12 protein-coding genes and 3 pseudogenes are annotated in these 15,933 nt (G+C 54.2%); 7 read left to right on the top strand and 8 right to left on the bottom strand.

Features of this window, described 5'->3' with window-relative positions; all coding sequences use genetic code 11:
- The first annotated feature begins 72 nt into the window (after positions 1–72).
- Positions 73–789, top strand: coding sequence for a two-component system response regulator ArcA (gene arcA, locus AC3RPL_RS23025; protein ID WP_034936458.1), 717 nt, complete (start codon positions 73–75; stop codon positions 787–789).
- A gap of 50 nt (positions 790–839) precedes the next feature.
- Here arcA and creA read toward each other — a convergent pair whose 3' ends face one another.
- The gene (creA, locus tag AC3RPL_RS23020) at positions 840–1,313 is read right to left on the bottom strand and encodes a protein CreA (protein WP_490741668.1); all 474 of its coding nucleotides are present in this window, start codon (positions 1,311–1,313) and stop codon (positions 840–842) included.
- Positions 1,314–1,504: 191 nt separating this feature from the next.
- Between creA and robA the strand changes: the two are divergent.
- Positions 1,505–2,396 (top strand): annotated as a pseudogene (robA, locus tag AC3RPL_RS23015) (MDR efflux pump AcrAB transcriptional activator RobA).
- Positions 2,397–2,454: 58 nt separating this feature from the next.
- Here robA and gpmB read toward each other — a convergent pair.
- On the bottom strand, positions 2,455–3,102 hold the full coding sequence (gene gpmB / locus AC3RPL_RS23010; RefSeq protein ID WP_490741667.1) for a 2,3-diphosphoglycerate-dependent phosphoglycerate mutase GpmB: 648 nt from the start codon (positions 3,100–3,102) through the stop codon (positions 2,455–2,457).
- Positions 3,103–3,153: 51 nt separating this feature from the next.
- On the opposite strand from gpmB, the gene yjjX reads away from it, so the two are divergent.
- The gene (yjjX, locus tag AC3RPL_RS23005; protein WP_261644268.1) at positions 3,154–3,696 is read left to right on the top strand and encodes an inosine/xanthosine triphosphatase; all 543 of its coding nucleotides are present in this window, start codon (positions 3,154–3,156) and stop codon (positions 3,694–3,696) included.
- On the opposite strand, the gene trpR is transcribed toward yjjX, so the two are convergent.
- Both trpR and sltY read right to left on the bottom strand, forming a co-directional pair.
- Positions 3,682–4,011 carry a trp operon repressor gene (gene trpR / locus AC3RPL_RS23000; RefSeq protein ID WP_490741666.1) on the bottom strand — a complete coding sequence of 110 codons (330 nt, stop codon included), beginning with the start codon at positions 4,009–4,011 and terminating at the stop codon, positions 3,682–3,684. The two genes, yjjX and trpR, sit on opposite strands and share 15 nt — an antisense overlap.
- A 53-nt stretch (positions 4,012–4,064) precedes the next feature.
- On the bottom strand, positions 4,065–5,987 hold the full coding sequence (gene sltY, locus AC3RPL_RS22995; protein WP_490741665.1) for a murein transglycosylase: 1,923 nt from the start codon (positions 5,985–5,987) through the stop codon (positions 4,065–4,067).
- Between the two features lie 250 nt (positions 5,988–6,237).
- Here sltY and AC3RPL_RS22990 point away from each other — a divergent pair.
- Positions 6,238–8,928 (top strand): annotated as a pseudogene (locus tag AC3RPL_RS22990) (cation-transporting P-type ATPase).
- A pseudogene (locus AC3RPL_RS22985) lies at positions 8,919–9,230 on the top strand (amidase family protein); the annotation flags it as partial. The pseudogenes AC3RPL_RS22990 and AC3RPL_RS22985, both read left to right, overlap by 10 nt.
- Before the next feature lie 38 nt (positions 9,231–9,268).
- On the opposite strand, the gene AC3RPL_RS22980 reads toward AC3RPL_RS22985, so the two are convergent.
- The 3 genes from AC3RPL_RS22980 to uxuA all read right to left on the bottom strand — a co-directional run bounded on the left by AC3RPL_RS22980 (position 9,269) and on the right by uxuA (position 11,984).
- Positions 9,269–9,514 (bottom strand): hypothetical protein, encoded by a 246-nt coding sequence (locus AC3RPL_RS22980; protein ID WP_490741664.1) that lies wholly within the window; start codon positions 9,512–9,514, stop codon positions 9,269–9,271.
- A gap of 4 nt (positions 9,515–9,518) precedes the next feature.
- Positions 9,519–10,850 carry a gluconate:H+ symporter gene (locus tag AC3RPL_RS22975; protein WP_490741663.1) on the bottom strand — a complete coding sequence of 444 codons (1,332 nt, stop codon included), beginning with the start codon at positions 10,848–10,850 and terminating at the stop codon, positions 9,519–9,521.
- Positions 10,851–10,919: 69 nt separating this feature from the next.
- Complete coding sequence (gene uxuA, locus AC3RPL_RS22970) at positions 10,920–11,984, bottom strand: mannonate dehydratase (RefSeq protein ID WP_490741662.1); 1,065 nt, start codon at positions 11,982–11,984, stop codon at positions 10,920–10,922.
- 272 nt (positions 11,985–12,256) lie between these two features.
- Here uxuA and deoR point away from each other — a divergent pair, with 272 nt between their 5' ends.
- Both deoR and ettA read left to right on the top strand, forming a co-directional pair.
- Positions 12,257–13,021 (top strand): DNA-binding transcriptional repressor DeoR, encoded by a 765-nt coding sequence (deoR, locus tag AC3RPL_RS22965; RefSeq protein ID WP_490741661.1) that lies wholly within the window; start codon positions 12,257–12,259, stop codon positions 13,019–13,021.
- A gap of 203 nt (positions 13,022–13,224) precedes the next feature.
- The gene (gene ettA / locus AC3RPL_RS22960) at positions 13,225–14,892 is read left to right on the top strand and encodes an energy-dependent translational throttle protein EttA (RefSeq protein WP_071995046.1); all 1,668 of its coding nucleotides are present in this window, start codon (positions 13,225–13,227) and stop codon (positions 14,890–14,892) included.
- Between the two features lie 78 nt (positions 14,893–14,970).
- Here ettA and AC3RPL_RS22955 read toward each other — a convergent pair whose 3' ends face one another.
- Positions 14,971–15,867, bottom strand: a complete 897-nt coding sequence (locus tag AC3RPL_RS22955; RefSeq protein ID WP_490742119.1) for a LysR family transcriptional regulator — start codon at positions 15,865–15,867, stop codon at positions 14,971–14,973.
- Positions 15,868–15,933: the final 66 nt, after the last annotated feature.

The following is a 15,933-nucleotide window of genomic DNA, read 5'->3' as shown; positions in this document are numbered from 1 at the left end:
TGCCTGTTTGCATCAGGAAGTTATCAGCTGTATGTCCCATATCGTTTTGTTGGCAATTTAGGTAGCGAACACATGCAGACCCCGCACATACTTATCGTTGAAGACGAATTAGTTACTCGTAATACTCTCAAAAGTATTTTTGAGGCCGAAGGCTACATGGTTTATGAAGCTACGGATGGCGCAGAGATGCATCAGGTTCTGACGGAGAATGACGTCAACCTGGTAATTATGGATATCAATCTGCCCGGAAAAAACGGGCTGCTGCTGGCGCGTGAATTGCGTGAACAAGCTAATGTCGCACTGATGTTTCTGACAGGTCGTGATAACGAAGTTGATAAAATTCTCGGTCTGGAAATTGGTGCAGACGATTACATAACCAAACCGTTTAATCCGCGTGAGCTGACAATACGCGCCCGTAATTTGCTGTCCCGCACCATGAATCTTGCTCCACAGAGTGAAGAACGTAAACTGGTTGAAAGCTATCGCTTTAACGGTTGGGAGCTGGATATTAACAGCCGCTCACTGATCAGTCCTCAGGGTGAGCAATACAAGCTACCGCGCAGCGAGTTCCGCGCGATGCTGCACTTCTGTGAAAATCCGGGCAAAATTCAGACCCGCGCAGACCTGTTAAAAAAGATGACGGGCCGCGAGCTTAAACCTCACGACCGTACCGTAGATGTCACCATCCGTCGTATTCGTAAGCATTTTGAGTCAACGCCGGATACGCCGGAAATTATCGCCACCATTCACGGCGAAGGTTACCGTTTTTGTGGCGATCTTCAGGACTGATCGGGTCAGCGCAATAAAAAGGGCCGACAGCGGCCCTTTTTATTTTCAGATTATTTATTCCATGGCATGATTGGCACGGCACTCAGCGCATTCTTTGGCGATCCATCCACGACTTTATCAGAATAACTCAGATAAATTAACGCGTTACGTTTTTTATCGTAAAACCGTACCACTTGCAGCTTTTTGAAAACCAGTGAAGTTCGCTTACGAAATACCACTTCACCTTCTGCCTTACCCTGAGCTATCTTGTCGCTGAGTTGCACCGGGCCAACCTGCTGACAAGAGATCGCTGCGTCTGAGGTATCTTCAGCCAGTCCCAGCCCTCCTTTGATGCCACCGGTTTTAGCCCTGCTGATGTAGCAGGTGACATTACTGACGTCCGGATCGTCGAACGCCTCGACAACGATCTTATGGTCCGGACCAAATACTTTAAATACCGTATCGACAGAACCGACCACCTCTGCGTGGGCGGAAAGGGACGAGATAATTACAGACGTGACTATTAACAATTTTTTTATTGTCATAGAGTTACCGTTGCTAAGAAAATAGATGAAATTGTAAGTTATTACTTTCACTCTCCGTCGGGTCGACAGCACATACCCCAGGTTTGACACGCAATTTATAGCACAAATACCCGGCTGGAATGGATTGCGTAGTAAAGACTGGTGTGAAATTGTTTCCCCCGGCTTCAATTTAAACAGGATGAGGACGATTTATGGATCAAGCCGGTATCATTCGCGATTTGCTGGCCTGGCTTGAAAGCCACCTTGACCAGCCACTTTCACTGGACAACGTGGCGGCCAAGGCGGGCTATTCAAAATGGCATTTACAAAGAATGTTCAAGGAAGTCACCGATCACGCTATTGGTGCATACATTCGCGGCACGTCGCCTGTCAAAAGCGGCCGTAGCGCTTCGTCTGACCAGCCGCCCGATTCTGGATATCGCCTTGCAGTACCGTTTTGACTCGCAACAGACATTTACCCGCGCCTTTAAAAAACAGTTCAATCTGACACCGGCATATTATCGCCGCGCATCAGACTGGAACGCTTTTGGGCTACGTCCACCTATCAGGTTAGGTGAATTTAGCGTGCCTGAGCCGCGTTACGTTACCCTGCCGGAAATGGTGCTGACCGGGCAGACGCAGAGCTACACCTGTACTCTGGAACAAATATCCAGCTTCCGTGATGAAATGCGCCTGCATTTCTGGCGACAGTTTTTGACCGAAACCGATATGATCCCACCGGTGTTGTACGGTCTGCATCAGTCACGTCCCAGCATGGAAAAAGACGACGAGCAGGAAATCCTCTACACCACCGCAGTCCCTGCCGAACAGCTTTCGCAGCCAATGCCAGCTACGCAGACGGTGTTGCTGGAGGGGGGAGAGTATGTCCAGTTCACCTATCAGGGGCCACGAACTGGCTTACAGGAGTTTATCCTGCTGCTTTACGGTACCTGCATGCCAACACTACAGCTGACACGCCGCCACGGGCAGGATATCGAACGTTTTTACACCCACGGCGGCAAGAAACGTGCTGAACCCCCGACGGAAATACGCTGTGAATATCTGATTCCCATCCGTCCGGTAAACGACGCGAAATCGGCCTGATACCTCCGCCAAATCGCCCCGGCAGGGTGACAAAGCACTCACCCTGCCAGCAATCATCTCAGCGTTGCAGTTCATCAAGTGCGGGAAGATCCAGATGTGACACATCGCCAGCCGTTTCAACCACCCAACCTGAAGCCAGCCAGCCGCTGTGCTGGTGATCGACGCGAGAAATCGAACAGTTACGCAACCGTAAACGGCGTTCGGCATGCGCCGGTAACCCCAGCATGATACTGATCAGCACACCCAGCGCCATACCGTGACTGACCAGCAACGGCAGACTTCCGGCGGGCAGATGCAAACAGGCGTTAAGCGCCTCGTGCATTCTTGCAGCCAGCTCCGCCATTGACTCACCTTCGGGAATGCGACCATTTTCCGTGCCATCCACCAGCGTTTTACGCCAGCTCTCTTCCTCTGCGCTCAGCGACTCCAGCGCTCTCTGTTCAAGCACCCCCATATTTAACTCACGCAGCCGAGGGTCAAGCCGCACCTCGCAGCCACAGGCATCGGCGATAATGGCTGCGGTACGCTGCGTACGCCCCAGGTCGCTGGAAATAATATGGGTGATACCGAGGTGTTTCATGCGCTCAGCAACCTGATATGCCTGCTGCTCTCCCTTTTCCGTCAGAGCGCTGTCTGACTGTCCCTGAAGGCGACGCGCTGCATTCCAGACCGTCTCTCCGTGGCGAACAAGATAAACCTGTAACATGACTTTTTTCCGTTATACTGCGACAAATTTGCGTAGAAGGTTCAGATAATTATGTACCATGTCGTCGCTGCCACCAGCAATCCAGCCAAAATTAACGCCATCTCTCAGGCATTCAGCGATATTTTCGGAGAAGGATCCTGCCATATCGAGGGGGTGGTGGTCGACAGCGGCGTCGCTCTGCAACCGCTCAGCAACACAGAAACACGAACCGGCGCACGTCAGCGGGTAATGAACGCCCGACAAGTCAGGCCGGAGGCGGATTTCTGGGTAGCAATTGAAGCCGGTATCGAAGAGGACACGGCCTTCGCCTGGATAGTGGTGGAAAACCACCGCCTGCGCGGCGAATCACGTTCTGCCAGTTTTACCCTGCCTGCCGCCGTGATGAAAGGCATTCGTGCCGGACGTGAACTGGGTGAGGAGATGGCGCGTCTGACCGGCATTGAGAATATCAAACAGCAGGGCGGCGCTATTGGCATATTTACCGCCGGAAAACTGACCCGCACCAGCGTTTACCATCAGGCGCTTATTCTGGCCCTCTGCCCGTTCCATAACGCTGTCTATCAGCAGGACGACGCCCCGTCAATCCTGCCCTGAGCTATCCAGTAACTGCGCCGCCAACCACGCCTTCAGTGCCGGCGGCGCACTTTTCAGGCTGTTGGATCCACGGGTAATGGTCGCGATGCCCACCCCCAGATCGTTTTTTAGCTCACGCTGGCTGAGTTCACCACGCATTAACTCTTCAACAATGCGCAGACGCGTGCCCAGGGCTTCACGCTCATCAGGGGTGGTCATCAGTTGGAGCAACGGCAGATGCAGATCGTTGAGGCAGGCATGTTGCAGCAGCGCCACAAAACGCTGCCACTCTTCGTTGTGCGGTTCTGTAGTAACGGGGGCTGAAGATTCGCTCATGTACGGTCCATACTCATTGACTAGTACAACAGCATATCACAGCCCCCGTCGAATCAGTAGTGACGCTGCCACTCACTGTCAGACAGGATTTTGTCTGGTTTCCCCATAAAATGGCGGTAGTAAACGTCGTAGGCCAGTACGTTTTTAACGTAGCCACGCGTTTCCGAGAACGGAATGGTTTCGATAAACGCCACCGGGTCCAGACGCCCTGCGCTGTTGCCAAGCCAGGTTCTGACGCGTGACGGTCCCGCATTATAGGCTACCGACGAGAAAATACGGTTCTGACCAAACTGCTGATAAACCGACTCCAGATACTGAGTACCAACCTGAATATTGGTTTCCGCATCCAGCAGCTGGCTGCTGTTGCTGTATCCCGCCAGGCTGTAGAGCTTCACCGTGTGTTGCGCGGTGGCAGGCATCACCTGCATCAGGCCGGAAGCGCCAACCGGTGACCGGGCTTTTGGATTCCACGCGCTCTCCTGACGGGCAATCGCCATGGCATAGCTGACCGGAATCGCCTTTCCGGCAGTGTAGCGATTGAACTGATCCTGCCAGGCCAGCGGGAAACGCTCCTGCAAACTGTTCCATAATTTGCCGGTAATGGTCGCCTGAACGCTCAGGTCCCACCAGTTTTGCTCAGCAGCATAGCGCGCCAGCTGCTGTTGCTGACTGGTAGTTTTACTGCCTACCAGATAGCTCCACTCCGAGCGGGCCAGGTTATCCATCCCCCAGTACATCAGCTCACGCACCCGGGCAATTTCCGGCCCCTGAATCAGACTGCCTTCCGGCTCCGGCGCTTTGTCCACCTGCATCTTGTAGTCAACGCCAAGGCGCTGCGCAGCCACCATCGGATAGAAGCCGCGCTCCTGCATCAGCCTGCGCAGGATCTTTTCCGCTTCCTCACTGCGCCCCTGCGCCATCAGCAGGTCGGCCTGCCAGTATTGCCACTCATCTTTCTGTTTAGCTTCCACCGGCAGGCGGGCGATCCAGGTATTCAGGCCGTGTCGGTCGTTATTACCGAGTGACATTCTCACCCGACGTTCAATCAGCGAGGTAGAATCACTGCGCATCACCACATTGTCACGCCAGCGGGCCTGTTCCGGGGTGATATCGTTCCCCATCAGACGCCAGGCAACGGCTTCATTCAGTTCCTGCTCGTCCTGCTCCGTCATCTTTTGCAGACGGACCAGTGACGGGATCAGCATCCGCGCATTCTCAGCGTTATCCCGCGCAACCCGGGCAAAAGCCAGCGACGTCGCCTGGCGGGTAAAATCCGTCGGGCCGACATTACGGGCGAAGGCTTCAACATTTTGCGGGTTATTCTGCAAATCTGTTACCGCATCGGCAATGGTCTGATAATCAGCAGGCAGCTGTTTTGCCAGAGAATTCACCAGGCTGGCGTTGCCCTCTTTCATCGCCAGACGGATGCGTTCCAAGGTAGTAATGGGGGTCTGCTCGCCCGCCGCCTGCCAGACGCTGAACAGTTTTTCGCATGTGGCCGGGGTGGCCGTTCCACGCAACCAGATAGCTTTGGCGCCATCCCAGGCGACCTGCTGCTGACCGGTCGCCCATTTGGCGTAATACCAGTTACAACGGGCCGCAACCGGTTCGGGGGCTTCCGGGCTGAACACCAGTAAACCACGCCAGTCCTGGCGCCGTGCCAGCTCATTAACAAAGCGAGCAGAGAGAGAACGCACCGGGGGTAAAGTCGGGTATTTTTTGATGAAGTCTTTGACCACAAACCCGCTCTCCTGATCCAGATCCTGGGTCAGCTGGCGATATTCAAGGTAGGGATAAAGCGGGTAGTCACGCAGCGTCGGCATCAGTTGCGCGACGGTATCCATCTGATTGCTGTCCCAGGCCTGCCTGGCCTGCAAATAGCGACCGCGCTGGGCATCCAGCGAATCCGCCTGAACCGAAGCGGTAACGACACTTAAACACACACCCGCCATCCACAACTGCCACTTGTCCACCATGACTTTCCCCACGTTAAACCCTCAATTATCCAGTTGCCCTGGCCTCATGCTACCGGGACTCAGCCGATACGGCTATGTTCAGCACCAATATTTACGCAACCATCCCTCTCTAAACTGCCATTAAACCAGCAGCATATTGTGAAATGAGTCTGCTCAATTGCTGGAAACGATCAATAAGCGCTTTGTATACCTCCTTCAGCATAGACCGCATTAATCAACACTGAATCAAATGCTTGCTGAAGGAATATTTATGTCGCGACTGACGCCAGACCCCACAGACCAGATAGACTGGTATCGTTATGACAGCGCAACCGTGCTGAAGCGGTTAAAAAGTACACCCGGCGGCCTGTCTGCCACAGAAGCGCAACGACGCTTCACCACGCATGGTCCGAACCGATTGCCGCAACGCCCGGCAAAAAGCGCCCTGCTACGCTTTCTGGCCCATTTTAACGACGTACTGATGTACGTACTACTGGCTGCTGCGCTGTTGACCGCCGTTATGGGCCACTGGCTGGATACTGCCGTCATCCTCGGCGTGGCGTTGATTAATGGACTGATTGGCTTTGTACAGGAAAACAACGCTGAAAAATCACTGAAAAGCATTGAGAGCATGTTGCCCGCCATGGCCCAGGTGATGCGTGACAACCAGATTCAGACGCTTGACGCCAGCCAGCTGGTGCCGGGGGATATTGTCATTCTGCGTGCAGGGGATCGTATCCCGGCGGATTTACGTCTGATTGAAGCCCACAATCTGCAAGTGGAAGAGGCGATCCTGACCGGCGAATCCACCGCCATCATCAAACAGACCGGGGCAATTGACACCGAAGTGATGCCTGGCGATCGCGATAATCTGGCCTTTTCCGGCACCACCGTCAGTTCAGGCAGCGGCACCGGGGTTGTCATTGCCACCGGGGCTGACACCGAACTGGGCCAGATCAACCATATGATGGCTGACATCCAGCCACAGCGTACGCCGTTACTGGTGCAGATGGATAAACTGGGCCACACCATCTTCCTCAGCATTCTGGTGATGATGGCCGCGCTGTTTATCTTCTCACTGCTGTTACGCGACATGCCGATGGGCGAGCTGCTGCTGTCACTGATTGGGCTGGCCGTGGCGGCAGTGCCGTAAGGACTGCCCGCTATCATCTCGATTATCCTGTCGTTTGGCGTCCAGGCGATGGCGCGTAAGCGGGCAATTATCCGCAAACTGCCCACCGTCGAAACCCTGGGTGCGATGACCGTAATATGCAGTGACAAAACCGGGACGCTGACCATGAATGAAATGACGGTGAAAGCCGTGCTGCTGGTCGGCGGCAATCTGCGGGTCGAAGGTAACAGCTATTGTCCCGAGGGCGGTTTTCTTACTGAGGACGGGAGAGCGGTGGATCCCGCTGCCCACCCGCTGCTCACTCGCTTTTTGCGCAACGTTGACCTGTGTAATGAAAGTGCGCTGATCCGGGATGCGAAGGGACACTGGGACATTACCGGTGGCCCTACCGCCGGGGCGCTGAAAGTGCTGGCAGCAAAAGGCCGGTTGCCAGAGCAGGTGACACAGTTAAAAGATAAAATCCCTTTTGATTCAGCCTGGAAATACATGGCAACGCATCATCAGATTGCCGGTGAAGAGCGTATCATCGTCACCGGCGCGCCGGACGTGCTGTTGAAGTTGTGCCAACACCAGCTGACACCTGAAGGTATCACACCGCTGGATTACCAATACTGGCAGGAGGAGATCGACCGCTACGCCCGCGAAGGTCTGCGCATGGTCGCCAGCGCCTGCAAACCGACAGAGGACAACCAGCCCGCACTGAGCCACCCATGCCTGCAAAGCGGCCTGATCTTCTGCGGCATCGCCGCGATGATGGACCCTCCGCGCCCGGAAGCCGTGCAGGCGATAGCCGAGTGCCACCAGGCCGGTATCCGGGTAAAGATGATCACCGGCGATCATCAGGAAACCGCCATGGCGATAGGCAGGATGCTGGGCATCGGTGACGGCCGTAACGCGCTTACCGGTTATCAGCTGGAGCACATGACCGACGGCGAACTGGCCAGCGCTGCCGCGCGTTATGACATTTTCGCCCGCACCAGCCCGCAACATAAGCTGCGACTGGTTAAAGCGCTACAGGATCGGGGCGAAGTAGTGGGGATGACCGGCGACGGGGTCAACGATGCCCCGGCCCTGAAACAGGCGGATGTCGGCATTGCAATGGGCATCAAAGGGACGGAGGTCACCAAAGAAGCCGCCGATATGATCCTGACCGATGACAACTTCGCCACTATCGCCAACGCGGTGAAGGAAGGCCGCCGCGTCTGGGATAACCTGAAAAAAACCATCCTGTTTATTATGCCAACCAGTCTGGCGCAGGGCCTGCTGATTGTAATTGCCATACTGATGGGCAACCTGCTGCCATTGACGCCGGTGCAAATCCTGTGGATGAATATGGCTACCTCTGCCACCCTCTCTTTCGGATTAGTGTTTGAAAAAGCGGATAAAAACGTGATGCGCCGCGCGCCGCGGGATGTCAGAAAACCGGTAATGGACGCCAGGGCACTCTGGCGGGTAGGTTTTGTCGGCATACTGATTGCGCTCAGCGCTTTTATGCTGGAAGCCTGGCTGCAATCCCGTGGCTACAGCGTTGAATTTATTCGTACCGTACTGTTACAAACGCTGGTCACCGCCCAGTGGGTATACATGCTGAACTGCCGGGATAACAGGCACTTCTCGCTCAACCGTGGGCTGCTGCAAAACCGGGGGATGTGGCTGGTGACGGGTGTACTGGTGCTGCTGCAACTGGCGATTATCTGCCTGCCATTTATGAACAGCCTGTTCGGCACCGTCCCGCTGCCGCTGAGCTGGTGGCTGATCCCCCTCGCGGTCGGAGCCGTGCTGTTCCTGATTGTTGAGATGGAAAAACGGCTGACCCGCCTCTGGCGGTAAGCATAATCATCCCGTCACTGCCGCTGTTTGGCGTGCCCTTTGCCGTCAAAGACAATATTGAAGTGGCGGGCGGGCTGACCACCGCCGCCTGTCCGGCGTTCACCTATCAGGCCGCAGTGGATGCCTCTGCCGTCGCCAGACTCAAGACCGCAGGCGCAGTGCTGATGGGGCTGGCACATTTTTCCAGGGAGCAGGCCAGACAGATGCCGGAGGAGATCTGGCAACTGTTCACGATGCTGAAAGAGATGAAACAGCGGCGCGGCGGCGATCTTTCCGGTGGACAGCAGCAGACGCTGGTAATAGCTCCCCTGCGATAATCAACGCTGGCAGGTGGAGAGCATTAATTTTTTCGCCCCCTGGCTGCTTCACCGGAATTGAGCAGGCTAGCTTTAACCCGAATCATCGCTCTGTTAAACAGAACTCTCTGTTGCCATGGCGGGCGATAACAGACGCTGGGATCGCCAATCCTTCCTGCGCACAACTGCGAACCCCATACTCTCACCACATCCGTAGCGTCGATGCTTTCGACGCCAGCGAAAACCATGTGGTGATAACCACTATTCTTATCACCACTGCTTTTAAACACAGAATTAAACCAGCCCACTCAGCGCAATAACCGCAAGTAAACCGATCACGGAATTAATCAATTCTAATAATCCCCAGGTTTTGAAGGTATCCTTCATCGATATACCAAACGTCTCCTTAAATAGCAGAAAACCGCCATCATACATCAGCGTAATGGTATTGCTGCCGCAGGCCACGGCCAGCACCATCAGTGCCGGATTGAGATGAAAAGCGTCGATCATCGGAGCCACAATACCCGCAGAGGTGATCGCCGCCACCGCTCCCTGCCCGGTCAGGATGCGAATAATCGCGGTAATGATCCACGCGATGATAAACGGTGACAAGCTGACACCACTCATCACCTCGACAATATGGTCGCCTACCCCGGATTCAATAATCACCTGCTTAATAATGCCACCGGCACTGATCACAAACAGCACGTTGGCAATACGCGAAATAGCATCACTGACGCTGTGTGAAATATCGCGGGTTGTAATGCCACGACGTAAGCCAAGAAACCAGATGGCAGCCATAGTGGCCAACAGCATACTGATTTCGGCACTACCCAGAAAATCACACAGCTGACCGGATCTGGATGTTTTGCCCATGATCGGTTTAACAATTGACGCCACGATCATTAATACCGCCGGGATCAGCGGGATCATCATGCTGATAAAAAAAGAGGGTAACTTTTCTGCGGGTTTTTCATCGACGGGTTTAATCATCGAATTCAGAGGGATGCGGGAAATTCCCGGTAGCAATCGGGGCAGCAAAATACCCGCACAGAACAGAGAAGGGATCAGAACAATTGCACCATAAATATAGACCTGCACAATATCGGCATTGAAGACCCCCACCAGCGCGACCGGCCCAGGCTGAGGGGGAAACAGGCTATGTCCCATCGTGGCACCTACCACCGTTGGGACAACCAGCTTCATATAGGGAATATTGGCTTTTTTAGCAATATTCATCACCAGCGGCATGGCAATCAGAAAAGCGACCTCATAAAACATCGCAATACCAAATACCACACCGATAAACATTAAACCGACCGGAAGAAACCGCGTACCGCATTTTTTGATGACGGTGTCAGCAATCTGCTGGCTGGCTCCTGAGTCGGTCATGAATTTACCAATAATTGCACCGAAGATAATAATTAGTGCCAGATGCCCCATAATACTACCCAGTCCTTGCTGGACAATGGGTACTATTTTATTAACGGGGATACCTTCCATGATGGCAATAAAAATACCTGCAATCAGCAAAGCAAAAATATTATGAACTTTAAATCTGAGATTAAGTAAAATAAGCAGAGCTATCCCTACCAGCACCCAGAAAAGAGCAATAAAAGGTGTCATATCATTCCCTGTATGAAAGTATTATTCAGTGATGGCAAACAACAATGCCGCTGCCTGCCACGCGCTTTTTCAGTTATGTTGTAAGGCTTCCCACAGCCCCAGCAAATAGGTCACCCCTAACGCCCGGTCATACAGACCATAGCCGGGACGGCCGGTTTCTCCCCAGATAAAACGTCCGTGATCCGGGCGAATATAACCGTCAAAACCGTTGTCATACAGCGCCTTCATCACCCGAAACATATCCAGCGAACCATATTGCGTGGGGTGTGCGCACTCATAAAAATCCTTATCCTGGATCAGCTTGATGTTACGCACATGGGCAAAAGGAATGCGTTTACGTCGGGTAAATTCAGCCAGAATGGCATACACATCGTTATCAGGATCTTCGGCGATCGACCCGGTACACAGGGTAATACCGTTAGCCTCTGAATCCACCGCCCGACATATCCAGTCAAGATCGTCACGGTTCTTCACGATACGCGGCAGGCCAAAAATGGAATAAGGCGGATCGTCAGGATGGATGGCCATTTTAATGCCCACCTCTTCACAGACCGGGATCACCGCCCGCAGAAAATAAGCCAGATTGTCACGCAGCTTTGTTTCATCCACATCCTGATAGCGGGCAAAAAGCTCTTTAACTTTCGCCAGTCGCTCCGGTTCCCAGCCCGGCAGCGCAAAGCCGTTGGCACTCTCCAGCACCTCCTGCACCACCTCTTCCAGGCTCTTATCAATACCCTTTTTCTCAAAAGCCATGGTCAGCGAACCATCGGGCAGCACGTAGTTCATGTCGGTCTTCATCCAGTCGAACACCGGCATAAAGTTATAACAGATGACTTTGATACCCTGTTTCGCCAGGTTACGAATGGTTTGCTGATAATTTGCAATATAGCGATCGCGCGAGGCGCAGCCGATTTTGATGTCATCATGAATATTGACGCTCTCGATCACTTCCATTTGCAGACCGGCCTGATGAGCAAAGCCCACCAGCTGCGTAATTTTATCTTCCGGCCAGACCTCGCCGACCGGCACATCGTACAGCGCCCCGACCACGCCTTCGACACCGGGCACCTGCCGCATATGCTCCAGAGGGATACGGTCTTCCTCTGGTCCAAACCAACGCATTGTAAATTGCATAGTCATTATCCTGAGCTGAAAAAGTCGCCCTTAAACTACCATACTAGTATTAAAAACGTCGATTGATGAACCTTGCGGGAATTGATCGTCGTCACAGTTATCTGCCTGTCAGCGGTAACCCTGATTGCAACAGCCATGCTGCAACCTGCCGGGCCGTTTGCGGCAGCGCAATTTTTGCGGTTAAGATGCATTCCCTGCCTGACGTACGCAACGCCTTCAATTGTGGCTGGTTTCCGGCAGGAACCGCTATCAATCAATCAGGAAGCAGAAAGATGGAAACCCGTCGCGATGAACGCATAAAAAAACTGGCGCTCGCGCTGCAACGCACCGACAAAATCCACCTCAGAGAGGCGGCCCAACTGCTGAGCGTCTCTGAGATGACCATCCGTCGCGATCTTAGTGAGACAGGTGCCGTGGTGTCACTCCTTGGCGGCTATATTGTCAGCAGTGCAAAAAACAGTCACGGACACTATTTTGTTTCCGAGAAGCAAACGCACAATGTGGAGAAGAAGCGCCGGCTGGGCCAGCTGGCCGCCACCTTAATCGACCCCGGCGACACGGTGTTTTTTGACTGCGGCACCACCCTGCCGTGGATGATTGATGCCATTGACGATCGCCTGGAATTTGTCGCGGTCTGCTGCGCGATGAATACCTTTCTGGCGTTGAAAGAGAAGCCCGCCTGCCAGGTGTTTCTTAACGGCGGCGAATTTCACAGTGACAATGCGGTTTTCACGCCGCTGGGCCAGGGCTCCGTGCTGGACAATCTTTGTCCGGACAAAGCCTTTATCTCTGCGGCGGGTATTGATGCCGATCAGGGCGCAACCTGTTACAACCTTAACGAGCTGGCGATGAAACATCAGGCCCTGCTGCGCGCACGACAAAAAATTCTGGTGGCTGACAGCAGCAAATTTGGCAAGGTGCTGCCTGTGCGGATTGGCGATCTCGACCTTTTTACCCGATTTGTCAGCGATGAAGCCGCGCCCGCAGCGCTCAGCCTGCGCTTGCAGCAATCCGGCGTGGTTCATCAACATCTTTGAACCACTGAGGCAGCCACCCGTCCGTTCGACTTTTTCCCAGCTCACCGCTTAGCGGCGGCAAACACAAATGGCCTGGTTATCCTGCGGTCATCACGTTCTGCGACTGTGATTACCTGGTGAAACCAGCTAAACTTCGTCCCCTGAGTGGGTAACAGATGCCCCGGTTTACATCTTATTATCAGACAGCAAGAGGCTTATCCTACGTGGCTCAATTCGTCTACAGTATGCATCGCGTCGGCAAGGTGGTTCCGCCGAAACGCCATATCCTGAAAAATATCTCCCTGAGCTTTTTTCCCGGTGCCAAAATCGGCGTACTGGGTCTGAATGGCGCAGGGAAATCCACCCTGCTGCGCATCATGGCCGGTATCGACAAGGATATCGAAGGGGAAGCGCGCCCGCAGCCCGGCATTAAAATCGGCTACCTGCCGCAGGAGCCGCAGCTTAACCTTGAACACACCGTGCGTGAGTCGGTGGAAGAAGCGCTGGCCGAAGTGGTGGGCGCGCTGAAGCGTCTGGATGAAGTGTATGCACTTTATGCCGAAGAGGACGCCGATTTCGATAAGCTGGCGGCTGAACAGGGACGGCTGGAAGAGATTATTCAGGCGCACGATGGCCACAACCTCAATACCCAGCTGGAGCGTGCCGCCGACGCGCTGCGCCTGCCGGACTGGGAGGCTAAAATTGCCAATCTTTCCGGTGGTGAACGTCGTCGCGTTGCGCTGTGCCGTCTGCTGTTGGAAAAACCCGATATGCTGCTGCTCGACGAACCGACCAACCACCTGGATGCAGAATCCGTGGCGTGGCTGGAGCGCTTCCTGCACGACTTTGAAGGGACTGTAGTAGCTATCACCCACGACCGTTACTTCCTGGATAATGTGGCAGGCTGGATCCTGGAGCTGGACCGTGGCGAGGGGATCCCGTGGGAGGGTAACTACTCCTCCTGGCTGGAACAGAAAGATGCCCGTCTGGCGCAGGAAGCCTCCAGCGAAGCGGCCCGCCGTAAATCCATCGAGAAAGAGCTGGAGTGGGTTCGTCAGGGCACCAAAGGCCGTCAGTCAAAAGGCAAGGCCCGCCTGGCACGCTTTGAAGAACTTAACAGCACCGAATATCAGAAGCGTAACGAAACCAACGAACTGTTTATTCCACCGGGCGCGCGTCTGGGTGACAAAGTGGTGGAAGTCAGCAACCTGCGTAAGTCCTATGGTGACCGCGTACTGATTGACGATCTCTCCTTTTCCGTGCCGAAAGGTGCGATTGTCGGGATTATCGGCCCTAACGGCGCGGGTAAATCCACGCTGTTCCGCATGATGTCAGGCCAGGAACAGCCGGATTCCGGCAGCATTGTGCTGGGTGAAACCGTCAAACTGGCGTCGGTCGATCAGTTCCGTGACAGCATGGACAACGGCAAAACCGTCTGGGAAGAGGTGTCCGGCGGGCAGGACATCATGCGCATCGGCACCACTGAAATGCCAAGCCGTGCCTACGTCGGGCGCTTTAACTTCAAAGGCGTCGATCAGGGCAAGCGCGTGGGTGAACTCTCCGGTGGTGAGCGTGGTCGTCTGCACCTGGCGAAACTGTTGCAGGTTGGCGGCAACATGCTGCTGCTTGATGAACCGACCAACGACCTGGACATTGAAACCCTGCGCGCGCTGGAAAACGCCCTGCTGGAGTTTCCGGGCTGTGCGATGGTTATCTCGCATGACCGCTGGTTCCTTGACCGTATCGCCACCCACATCCTCGACTACCAGGATGAGGGCAAAATCGAATTTTTCGAAGGAAACTTTACCGAATACGAAGAGTATAAGAAGCGTACGCTGGGGGCCGATGCCCTGGAGCCAAAACGTATTAAATACAAACGTATGATTAAGTAACCTATCCGGCGGGAGAGCTTCTCCCGCCTTTTTTCATCCTTTGTGCCTTCACTGATGCCCTTTCCCCACATCCTGCACTTATTGATAAAATTCCCGCAGTATCGGTGACTGCATAGCATAATCAATAAAACTGATCAGCGCAGGCGAGTTAAGCTTACGACTGGGGTAAACCAGCCAGAGTTCATTGCCGCCTACCGTCCACTCCGGCAACACCTCCACCAGCTTTTTCTCTGACAGCAGCTCATCACTGAGAAAGCGCGGCAACAGGGTAATGCCTCCGTCTTTCAGCGCACATTCACGGGCATAAACCAGATTATTGGTCATATGGATGGACGGCAGCAGCCAGCGAAAATACTCTTCTCCCTTTTTCAACAGCCACTCGCCCCATGCCTGATGAGCAATGCAGTGATGTTCTGCCAGCTGCTGTGGATGCGTAATCGGCGGATACTTAGCCAGATAGTCGGCAGAGGCCACCAGTAGCCGTTCGCTGTAGCCAATTCGCCGCCCAATCAGCGATGAGTCCTGCGGTTCACCGGTGCGCAGGGCGATATCATAACCATCCTGCACCAGGTCCTGCATCTCATCAGAAACTGCCACCTCCAGCGTGACATCCGGATAAGCCTGCTGAAAAGCGGCGTTAAGCCTTGCCAGCAGCGTCGCCCCAATCCCCGCTGGGGAAGTGATACGTAACCGGCCACTGGGATTATCCCGCAGGCGCTCAATTGCCATCGCGGCTCTTTCACTGGCCTGCAACATCTCCTGGCAATGCACCAGGTAGCGCTCTCCGGCAAAGGTCAGGTTTAGCTGGCGGGTGGTGCGATTAAGCAGGCGGAGCCCCAGCGCCTGTTCAAGCTGGCTGATGCGCTGGCTGACGCTGGATTTCGGCAACTCAGCCCGTCGGGCAGCACCGGTAAAACTGCCGCACTCAACCACCAGCGCGAAGAGCGCCATATCCTGGAGTTGTTTAAACATTATTGTTCACCTGAAACGAACACTTAGTTAGTCATTATACGGATTATCAGCGGTCCGCTGAGGTTCTAC

This window comes from Erwinia papayae (assembly GCF_058241465.1).
This window is presented reverse-complemented; position numbering and strand designations above follow the sequence as displayed.

Coding starts and splice junctions, on each gene's coding strand:
- arcA (WP_034936458.1), top strand. CDS start 73: ATGCAGACCCCGCACATACTTATCGTTGAAGACGAATTAGTTACTCGT.
- creA (WP_490741668.1), bottom strand. CDS start 1,313: ATGACAATAAAAAAATTGTTAATAGTCACGTCTGTAATTATCTCGTCC.
- gpmB (WP_490741667.1), bottom strand. CDS start 3,102: ATGTTACAGGTTTATCTTGTTCGCCACGGAGAGACGGTCTGGAATGCA.
- yjjX (WP_261644268.1), top strand. CDS start 3,154: ATGTACCATGTCGTCGCTGCCACCAGCAATCCAGCCAAAATTAACGCC.
- trpR (WP_490741666.1), bottom strand. CDS start 4,011: ATGAGCGAATCTTCAGCCCCCGTTACTACAGAACCGCACAACGAAGAG.
- sltY (WP_490741665.1), bottom strand. CDS start 5,987: ATGGTGGACAAGTGGCAGTTGTGGATGGCGGGTGTGTGTTTAAGTGTC.
- AC3RPL_RS22975 (WP_490741663.1), bottom strand. CDS start 10,850: ATGACACCTTTTATTGCTCTTTTCTGGGTGCTGGTAGGGATAGCTCTG.
- uxuA (WP_490741662.1), bottom strand. CDS start 11,984: ATGCAATTTACAATGCGTTGGTTTGGACCAGAGGAAGACCGTATCCCT.
- deoR (WP_490741661.1), top strand. CDS start 12,257: ATGGAAACCCGTCGCGATGAACGCATAAAAAAACTGGCGCTCGCGCTG.